The 8,428-nt window shown below is 58.0% G+C and carries 7 protein-coding genes; 2 read left to right on the top strand and 5 right to left on the bottom strand.

The window, feature by feature from the left end:
• Window positions 1-107 precede the first annotated feature (107 nt).
• The 5 genes from bioA to ACO6BQ_RS11135 all read right to left on the bottom strand — a co-directional run bounded on the left by bioA (window position 108) and on the right by ACO6BQ_RS11135 (window position 5,604).
• Window positions 108-1,454, bottom strand: coding sequence for an adenosylmethionine--8-amino-7-oxononanoate transaminase (gene bioA / locus ACO6BQ_RS11155; protein ID WP_489120961.1), 1,347 nt, complete (start codon window positions 1,452-1,454; stop codon window positions 108-110).
• A gap of 21 nt (window positions 1,455-1,475) precedes the next feature.
• Window positions 1,476-2,156: a dethiobiotin synthase gene (gene bioD / locus ACO6BQ_RS11150; protein WP_489120958.1), complete on the bottom strand. Its 681-nt coding sequence runs from the start codon at window positions 2,154-2,156 to the stop codon at window positions 1,476-1,478.
• A gap of 209 nt (window positions 2,157-2,365) precedes the next feature.
• Window positions 2,366-2,902: a biotin transporter BioY gene (locus ACO6BQ_RS11145; RefSeq protein WP_489120956.1), complete on the bottom strand. Its 537-nt coding sequence runs from the start codon at window positions 2,900-2,902 to the stop codon at window positions 2,366-2,368.
• A gap of 566 nt (window positions 2,903-3,468) precedes the next feature.
• A complete protein-coding gene (locus tag ACO6BQ_RS11140; protein ID WP_489120954.1) occupies window positions 3,469-4,782 on the bottom strand; it encodes a metallophosphoesterase in 1,314 nt (437 codons plus the stop codon).
• Window positions 4,783-4,860: 78 nt separating this feature from the next.
• Entirely contained in the window at window positions 4,861-5,604 is a 744-nt protein-coding gene (locus ACO6BQ_RS11135) for a metallophosphoesterase family protein (protein ID WP_489120952.1), read from the bottom strand.
• A 167-nt stretch (window positions 5,605-5,771) separates the two neighbouring features.
• On the opposite strand from ACO6BQ_RS11135, the gene purB reads away from it, so the two are divergent.
• Entirely contained in the window at window positions 5,772-7,064 is a 1,293-nt protein-coding gene (purB, locus tag ACO6BQ_RS11130; protein ID WP_489120950.1) for an adenylosuccinate lyase, read from the top strand.
• Window positions 7,065-7,090: 26 nt separating this feature from the next.
• Window positions 7,091-8,377, top strand: a complete 1,287-nt coding sequence (locus tag ACO6BQ_RS11125) for an adenylosuccinate synthase (RefSeq protein WP_489120949.1) — start codon at window positions 7,091-7,093, stop codon at window positions 8,375-8,377.
• Window positions 8,378-8,428 lie beyond the last annotated feature (51 nt).

Genomic DNA, 8,428 nt, shown 5'->3' with positions numbered 1-8,428 from the left:
GTGCGGGCAAAAAAGATGCGTCAAGATGGCGGTGCTGAATTTATCAGTGCTTCCCCAGCTTTTCACCAAAAAAGAGACACCCGTCGGATGTCTCCTTTTTCGCCTCGTTACACTCCGAGCACCTCGTCCATCGAGAGTTTCATGTGTTCGATGGCGATTTCGAGGTCGTCCCGTCCGATATTCAGCGGCGGGTTGAAGTAGAGCACGTTGCCGAGCGGCCGCAGCAGCAGCCCGTTCTTCAGTGCGCGGCGATAGATGGCGTAGCCGAGGCGTCGTGCACTGTCAAAGGGACGCTTCTCCGCACGGTCCTCGACAAGCTCGACCGCGTGAATCAGCCCGATGTGACGAATCTCGCCGACATTCGGATGTGCGCCGAAGGCATCCGTCATGCGCTCTGTCAGCCATGCGGCGGTATGCTCCGCCTGCTCCAACACATTCTCCTCGTCCAATATGTCGAGCACGGCAAGTGCCGCCGCACAGCCAAGCGGGTTGCCTGCATACGTATGAGAGTGCATAAACGCCTTGCCCTCGCTCCAATCGGCGTAGAATGCCTCATAGATTTTTTCTTTCACAACGGTGATCGACATGGGCATATAGCCGCCCGTCAGACCTTTCGAGAGACACATGAGGTCGGGGGTAATGCCTGCACGCTCGCACGCAAAGAGCCGCCCCGTGCGCCCGAAGCCCGTCGCAATCTCGTCCGCAATGATGAGTACGTCATGCGCGTCGCAGAGGGCACGCAGCTTTCTGAGATACTCCTCGGGATAGATGCGCATCCCCGCGCTCCCCTGCAGAAGCGGCTCGACGATCATCGCCGCCGTCTCCTTACCATGCTCCGCAAGGGCACGCTCCGCGTGCTCGATGCACGCGCAGTCACAGTTCCCGCGCTGCTTCCCATACGGGCAGCGATAGCAGTCGGGTGCCTCGACGTGGATGTTGTCCATCATCATGGGTTTGTACATCTCGGCAAAGAGATCCATGCTCCCGACCGAGAGCGCACCGATGGTCTCGCCGTGATAGCCCTCCGAGAGACACATAAAGCGCGTCTTTTCCGTGCGCCCTGTCTGCTGGCAGTATTGGAACGCCATCTTGAGCGCCGCCTCGACCGCCGAGGAGCCGTTGTCGTTGAAGTGAAACTTCGTGAGCCCCTCGGGTACGAGGGTCGCGAGCCGCTCGGCGAGTTCGATGGCACCGCAGTGAGAGAAGTTCGCAAAGATGACGTGCTCCAGTCGGTCGAGCTGTGCCTTGATCCGTGCGTTGATCTTTTCATTTGCGTGCCCAAGGAGGTTCGCCCACCACGAACTCACGATGTCGAGATACGAATGTCCGTGCACATCGTAGAGCCATGCCCCCTTTGCATGGTCGATCACCATCGGCGGCAGCTGTTCATAGTCCTTCATCTGTGCGCACGGATGCCAGATATGGCGGAGATCCCGCTCCTCAATCGTCGGCATAGCTCTCTCCTTTTCTCTCCTTTACTGATACAGTTCGGCAAGTGCATCCGCCGCCATCGGCAGCTCCGCAGCGTCGTGCTCTACACAGGCAAGCACACGTGCCCCCGTCAGTGCCTCAACCATCGTTACGTTGTCCTCCTGCATCGTGCCGCCCGTCCAGTTGTTGAAGATAAAGCCCTTGAGCGGAATGCCGCGCATCTTCAAATGCTCTGCCGTCAGCACAGCCGCATTGATCGTGCCGAGCCCCGCGTCCGCGACGACGAGCGCGGAAAGCCCGAGACGCAGGACGAGATCGTCCAAAATGACGTGCTCCTCATTGTCCCAGCGCAGGGGGCAGATGATGCCGCCGCTCCCCTCCACCGTCAGATAATCTGTGCGTTCCTTCGCCACATGGTAGTCCTGCTCCACCTTGTCGAAATCCATCGGACGACTCTCGATCTGCGCGGCGAGATGTGGCGATACGGCATCGCGATAGATGTAGGAGACGGTGGCATCCTCCGGCGCAAGACCCGCAGCGTGCGCCACATGGAGCGCATCACCCGGCAGGAGTGTCCCGTCAGCGGCGACCTCCGCACCTGAGAGTGCTGCCTTGTAGTAGCCCGCAGAGAGCCCCGCATCCACGAGTTTTTTCACAATCAGCCCCGTGACGTAGGTCTTGCCGATGTCCGTACCCGTCCCCGTGATAAATAATGCCTTACCCATTGTACCCTCCTCAATGCGCGGTGTAACGCTCCACGCGAACGCTTAGTTACGCAAACGGTCGGGCACTTATCTGCCTAAATACCTGCGGACTTCTTAAACGCGCTTCGCTTGAACGAAAGAAATCCGCAGGGGGCAGAACGTGCCCTCTGCTCCGCTTGCTCCACTAGGGTTCGCTTTCGGAGCATTACACCGCAATTTTCATCCTCCTACTACACCCACAGCCCTGCCCGCTGTGTCCGTACGCCGATGTACGCCGCCGCAACACAGAGCAGAAAGTCCGGAAGAACCTGCAGCACGCCGCAGTACCAGATCGCCACCCAGAAGCCGATCGGTGCATCGATGATATAGTTCGATGCAAAGTAGAAATACGAGATGCCGAAGACATAGACCACCACCATGCCCAAAAGACATGCGGCAAGTGCGCGGCGAAAGGTCGGTGCGCCCGTGCGGACAAATGCGCCCGTCACCCAGCCCTGAATGATGAAGCCCACGAGATAGCCGAACGTCGGCTGAAGCACATAGCCGGGGCCGCCGCCCGAGGCAAAGACCGGAATCCCGACCAGCCCCATCAAGACGTATGTGCCCACCGCAAGTGCCCCAAGTCGTGCGCCGAGCATCAGCCCCGCCAGCAGCGTAAAGAGGAACTGGAGCGTGTAGACATCCGTCCCAACGGGGATGCGGACGAATGCACCGACCGCAACAAGTGCGATGAATAGCCCGCAAAGGATTATTTCTCGTAGCTTCATAATGTTCAGATACCTCCAAGCGTATTTATCGGTGAAATAAACTTGCTTTATCATACACGTTTCGTGTTTTACTGTCAACTGGTTTATTTTGTTTTGGTTTACGAATGTTTTTCGCACAAAAAAAGACAGCACGCAAACTGTCTCATAATTATACCGTTGTTGGTGCTATCTATTCGGTGGACGGTCAATCACAGCCTCGAAATGAGGTGATTGAAGATGAACGAAACGAACATAACTCTGTTACTGCTAATCGTTCTAGTATTACTGATAAAAAAGTAAACCGCCCCATAGCAGCCAAGTTATAGGCGGTTTTACTTTCCAACTATACAAGGGCTGACCGTTTACACGATAGCACCTTTTTCTATGCGTATTATATAGCAGAACACAAATCTTTTCAAGGGAATCGCTGATAAAATGAAGTCCGTCAGATTGGCGTAGATTTTTTCGTCCGAACAAGGAGGCAAACCGGACGCATAGCCAAAGCTATGTGGAGGATCGAGGGCACAGTGCGGGCAAAAAAGATGCGTCAAGATGGCGTGGCTGAATTTATCAGTGCTTCCCAAGTACTATCGCTTCGTCACGCGCACGCGATCCATCTCCGTGCCGTCGGGCAGGAAGCACGCAATCTCAAGAGCATCCCGTGTGACCTCCATCGTGAGGTAGTTGTCCGTCTCCGGCTGCGGCAGCGTCACCTCGTCGAAAACATGGTCAATCCAGAGATTCGGATAGCGCACATTGCCCGCGACACCCGTGAGAATGTAGAGCGGGCCCTTTTTGTCCGCCGTCTTATCGAATCCGTAGATGTGCCCACGGTTCCGATAGGTGTGCAGATGCGCCGTGAACACAACATCAATCGCGAGCTCATCAAAGACGGGCATCCACACCCGCCCATTCTCCTCGTCGATTCCTTCCTCCCGCTCGGGGCGTCCGTTGATGCGGTACTGCAAGACATCCTTGTGCATGAGAACAACATTCCAACGCTTTCGGTGTGCCTTCAGGTCGCGGCGCATCCACGCCAACTGCTCCGCGAGCAGACCGCTCTTGAACGCGTCGATTTCTTTCTGCTGCGTACAGAGGACGATGTAGTGCACGTCACCATAGTCAAAGGAATAGTAGTAACGGTCGAACTCCTTGCTCCCATTCTTCGGTGTATTGAAATAGTGCAGATAGCCATCGGGCAGACGCACCTTCCAGTCGCGGTTGTACGTCTCATGATTGCCCATGACGGGTGCCATGGGAATCACGCGCTGCATTTCCTCCACGCCGGCAAAAAACTCCGTCCACTGCAGACGATCCTCTCCGTTGTCCACGAGATCGCCCATACAGGTAAAGAGCTGCGCATCCGTGTTGCGCGCCCACGCAAGATGCGCGAGCTGCTTCCAGTCAGCATAGTCACTCGACTGGGAGTCGGGGAAGATCAGCATTTTGTACGACTCGTCCGCTGCCGGCGCAGAGAGATCCTGCCAGTCCGTCGCCGTCTCGCCCGCCGCAATGCGGTACTGGTACCGTGTCCCCGACGTCAGCTGCTCAAGCTCTGCCGCATACTGATAGACCTCGATATGGTCGTCTGTAAAACGCTCGTCCGTCGCAGGGTAGCGGCGCAGGATCGTCTCCGCCCCCCGTACGCGCACCTCCACCGCCTGCTGCTCCACAGGCGACGACAGCTCCCACATCAGGGTGCGCCCGTGTCCCGTGTCCTGCGTGACAATCTGCCGCAGCCGCTGTGCATAGAGCACGCCGGAAGCGTGGCGCAGTGCCGTATCGCGCAGCTCACGGAGACCGCCGAACTGCCAGAGCACCGCACTGCCAAGCCCGAGTGCCCCCACCGCGACGCCCGCTTTGATAAAGCTGCGCCGATTCATATTTTTGTCATGTGTCATCGTTTGATTCCCTTATACATTTTCACCGTATCGTATCATACTCCTTCGTGCGTGAACCAAGGCAAGCCTTTTCCTCATTCATGCGGACTGCACATAGCAGGAGGCACACTCCTCTGCCGAAAGTTGCCGCCCCGCCCCGCGCAGTGCAAGATAGCGAGCGACATCGACGCAGCTGATGCGCCCGTCGGGGAGGAAACTCCCCGTATCGCAGGCGATAATGTTGTTCTTCAAAAAGAGCGGCACGTTCCGACTCATGTCGCGCCCGCCGATCGACTGTGTCGGCGTATGCCCCACAACGACGAGCTCCGTGCCGCTGTAGTGTTCAAAGAACTCCTCGCGAATCCAGAGCAGGTCGTTCGATCTCTGCTGTTTCCGCGCAGGGTTGATGCCCGCATGGACAAAGAGGATGCTCTGCCCGCCGTTCTGCACACGATGATAGAGCGGGCGTGCCTTGACAAAGGCGATGAGTTCGTCCGCCTCCGCCGCGCTCAGAGCAGCAAGCTGCTTTTTTGTCACCTTCCCGCCGTTCATCAGCCAGACATCGAAGTGGCCGCGCAGCGTCCGCCCCAGACCGTACTCCTTCAGATAGCCGAGCATCATCGCCTCATGGTTGCCGCAGAGTGCGTGCACGTTCTCGTGACACTCCACCTGTTCCCGCACAAAACGGAGGACATCTACGGGCTTTTCCCCACGGTCGACATAGTCGCCGAGAAAGACAAGCATATCCTGCTGATCGTCAAACGCGACTTTTTTCCAAAGTGCCTGCAGCTTGTCCACATGACCGTGGATATCGCCGATGGCAAGAATGCGCCGAAACGCCATGAAATCGCCCTCCTCTCATATTTTCTATTATAACGTACATCGTCTGAAATGAAAATGATAACCCCCAAATATTCCTGCCGCGCGGTACACGATTGACATTCCACCCATACAGAGCTATGATATAGATGTTGTTTTATGTCTTTCATGCACAATGCAGGAGGAAGCAAATGATAGAACGCTATACACGTCCGGAGATGGGGCATCTCTGGTCGATCCAGAACGAGTGGCAGACCATCCTGAACGTGGAGATTGCCGCGTGCGAGGCGATGGCGGAGCTCGGCGAGATCCCCGCCGCCGCCGTGGAGAACATCAAGGCGAACGCGAAGTTCGATGTCGCACGCATCAATGAGATCGAAAAGACCACCGACCATGACATCATCGCCTTCCTCACGAACCTTGAGGAGAACGTCGGCGAGGACTCGAAGTACATCCACAAGGGGCTGACCTCGAGCGATGTAAAGGACACGGCGTACTGCGTCATGATGCGCGATGCCGCCGCGATCATCCTCGACGATCTGAATGCGTTCCGCGCCGTGCTGCGCCGCCGCGCAGAAGAGTTCCGCCATACGCCCTGCATTGGGCGCACACACGGCATCCATGCTGAGCCGATGACGTTCGGGCTGAAGCTGCTCCTGTGGAGCGCGGAGATCGAGCGCGACATCGAGCGACTGACGCGTGCAAAGGAAACGGTCTCCGTCGGCAAGCTCTCGGGTGCGGTCGGCACCTACTCCAACATCGACCCGCGCATCGAGGAACTGACGTGCAAGAAGCTCGGCATCACGCCCGTCCGCCTTGCAACGCAGGTCATCCAGCGCGACCGTCACGCTGAGTTCGTCACGACGCTCGCCATCATCGCAGGTACGATGGAGAAGATCGCAACCGAGATCCGCAACCTCCAGCGCACGGACATCCGCGAGGCAGAGGAGTTCTTTAAGGCGGGGCAGAAGGGCTCGTCGGCGATGCCGCACAAGCGCAACCCGATCAACTGCGAGCGTGTCTCGGGAATGGCACGCCTCGTGCGCGGTAATGCCGTCGCAGCACTCGAGGACATGACACTCTGGCACGAGCGCGACATCTCGCACTCCTCCGTCGAGCGCGTCATCCTGCCCGATGCGACCATCAACGTGGACTACTGCCTGCACAAGCTGACGGGCATCGTCGACAAACTCCTCGTCTACCCTGACGCCATGCTGCACAACATGAACCGCACGGGCGGGCTCATCTACAGTCAGCGCATCCTCACGGCACTCGTGAACAAGGGTATCCTGCGCCAGACCGCCTATGTCTGGGTACAGCGCAACGCCATGAAACGCTGGCTTGAGAAGGAAGATTTCCGCACGAACGTCGAGAAGGATGCAGACATCTCCGCACATCTCACGAAGGAAGAGATCGACACCTGCTTCGACTACAAGTATTTCCTGCGCCATGTGGATTCCATCTTTGCGCGTTTTGATCTCTAAGAGAAAGATGTAAGGGGGACTTTATCATGTCAACCATCGTTATTACGGGCACACAGTGGGGCGACGAGGGCAAAGGGAAGATCGTCGACTACCTCGCAAGCCAGGCAGACACCGTCGTCCGCTTCCAGGGCGGCTGCAACGCGGGACACACCGTCGTCGCCAACGGCGAGGAGTACAAGCTGCGTCTCCTGCCGTCGGGCATCCTCTACAAGGGCACACACAACATCATTGCGAACGGCGTCGCCTTTGACCCCGAGGTCTGTCTGCAGGAGATGGACGCCATGGCGGCGCGCGGCATCGACACCGTCAGCATCCGCATCTCCGACCGCGCCCATGTCGTCATGCCCTATCACCGTCTGATGGACGGCATCGGCGACGCACAGCGCGGCGCGGACAAGATCGGCACGACAGGACGCGGCATCGGTCCCTGCTACATGGATCGCGACGACCGCATCGGCATCCGTGTCTGCGACCTCATGGAAAAAGATGAGTTCGCGAAGAAGCTCAAAAAGAACCTCGACAATAAGAACGGCGAGCTTGCTGCCGTCTACTTCCACGAGCCGCTCGACTATGAGGAAGTGCTCGCGGAGTACGAGGGCTACGCCGAGCGTCTGCGTCCGCTCGTCACGGACACGATTCCGCTCCTCAATGAGGAGATTGCGGCGGGACGCAAGGTGCTCTTCGAGGGTGCACAGGCGACCATGCTCGACATCGACTACGGCACCTACCCGTATGTCACAGCATCGCACCCTATCTCGGGCGGTGTCACCATCGGCGCGGGTGTTGCGCCGCAGAAAATCGACAAGGTCATCGGCATCGTCAAGGCATACTGCACCCGCGTCGGCGAAGGTCCCTTCCCCACCGAGCAGCTGAACGAGATCGGCGAAAAACTGCGCGAGGCGGGGCATGAGTTTGGCACCGTCACAGGCCGGCCGCGCCGCACGGGCTGGCTGGATGCCGTTGTCGTCCGCCATGCGGGACTGCTCTCCGGCATCGACTACATGGCAGTCACGCGCCTTGACATCCTCGACGGCTTCGACGAGATCAAGATCTGCACGGGCTACAAGTACAAGGGCGAGCTGCTGAAGGGTGTTCCCGCAAGCCTCAACGTCCTCGCCGAGGTCGAACCGGTCTACGAGACCTTCCCGGGTTGGAAGACAGACATCTCCGGCATTCGCAGCTACGACGCGCTGCCCGAGAACGCACGCAAGTATCTCGAGCGTATGGCAGAGATCACGGGCATCGCCCTCGGCATCGTCTCCGTCGGCCCCTCACGCGAGCAGACCATCGTCCTCGCCAAGGACCTTTTCTAGGGAAGCACTGATAAATTCAGCCACGCCATCTTGACGCATCTTTTTTGCCCG

The organism is Centipeda sp. (in: firmicutes) (genome assembly GCF_057271695.1).
This window is presented reverse-complemented; position numbering and strand designations above follow the sequence as displayed.

What these genes read in the sequence shown, in the direction of transcription:
- bioA (WP_489120961.1), bottom strand. Translation starts at nt 1,454, where the DNA reads ATGCCGACGATTGAGGAGCGGGATCTCCGCCATATCTGGCATCCGTGC.
- bioD (WP_489120958.1), bottom strand. Translation starts at nt 2,156, where the DNA reads ATGGGTAAGGCATTATTTATCACGGGGACGGGTACGGACATCGGCAAG.
- ACO6BQ_RS11145 (WP_489120956.1), bottom strand. Translation starts at nt 2,902, where the DNA reads ATGAAGCTACGAGAAATAATCCTTTGCGGGCTATTCATCGCACTTGTT.
- ACO6BQ_RS11140 (WP_489120954.1), bottom strand. Translation starts at nt 4,782, where the DNA reads ATGACACATGACAAAAATATGAATCGGCGCAGCTTTATCAAAGCGGGC.
- ACO6BQ_RS11135 (WP_489120952.1), bottom strand. Translation starts at nt 5,604, where the DNA reads ATGGCGTTTCGGCGCATTCTTGCCATCGGCGATATCCACGGTCATGTG.
- purB (WP_489120950.1), top strand. Translation starts at nt 5,772, where the DNA reads ATGATAGAACGCTATACACGTCCGGAGATGGGGCATCTCTGGTCGATC.
- ACO6BQ_RS11125 (WP_489120949.1), top strand. Translation starts at nt 7,091, where the DNA reads ATGTCAACCATCGTTATTACGGGCACACAGTGGGGCGACGAGGGCAAA.